Here is a 562-nt window from a genome sequence, read left to right as displayed (position 1 = left end):
ATCACAGAAACCAAACATGCTTCCGTGGGTACTATTATTAGTTAGCTGGCTTGGATTCGCGGCCTACATTACTCAATCGTGAGATGATGAAATGAAACGACGAGCATTAGGATTACTGACTCTTGGTTTGCTTGCGGGTTGCACCACGCCCACTCAGATGCCACATGAGAAAGCGCATCAGGTACAATTGGATTACCATGGTGTTTTAGATGTCAGTCAATGCCAATACAAAGGTGAAGTCACTGGCAGTGAGGGGCATTGGTATAGCTACCTGTTCTTCCCTAATGACACGCTAGTACAAGGTGCGATCAATCAGTTGAAGTCTAATGCCATCGCATTAAAGGCCAATACGGTGTTATTCACCCTGCCACAAGACTTTGCTACGTCAGTCACGCTTCTAGGCACAGCCTACCACTGTCCGCAATAGTGAACTTAACCGCATAACCTAAAAAGAAAGAGAAAAAGCCAGCTTTCGCTGGCTTATGCACTAAATCCAAGGCTGGAGGCTATATCGCCTCTACGCTCCAGAACCCATTGACTGTCAAATGGTCCCCAATCAGAT

Annotated in this window: 2 protein-coding genes; both read left to right on the top strand. The window is 46.3% G+C overall.

The features are described 5' to 3' along the window. A partial coding sequence (locus KIV40_RS35650; RefSeq protein ID WP_375164919.1) for a DUF2956 family protein occupies positions 1-82 on the top strand: 82 nt, incomplete at its 5' end. A gap of 9 nt (positions 83-91) precedes the next feature. Then, complete coding sequence (locus tag KIV40_RS30640) at positions 92-427, top strand: DUF4156 domain-containing protein (protein WP_285353053.1); 336 nt, start codon at positions 92-94, stop codon at positions 425-427. Positions 428-562: the final 135 nt, after the last annotated feature.

Source organism: Vibrio sp. D173a (genome assembly GCF_030248475.1).
The sequence above is the reverse complement of the archived record's forward strand: the minus strand, read 5'-3'. Positions and strand labels throughout refer to the sequence as shown.

Coding starts and splice junctions, on each gene's coding strand:
- KIV40_RS30640 (WP_285353053.1), top strand. CDS start 92: ATGAAACGACGAGCATTAGGATTACTGACTCTTGGTTTGCTTGCGGGT.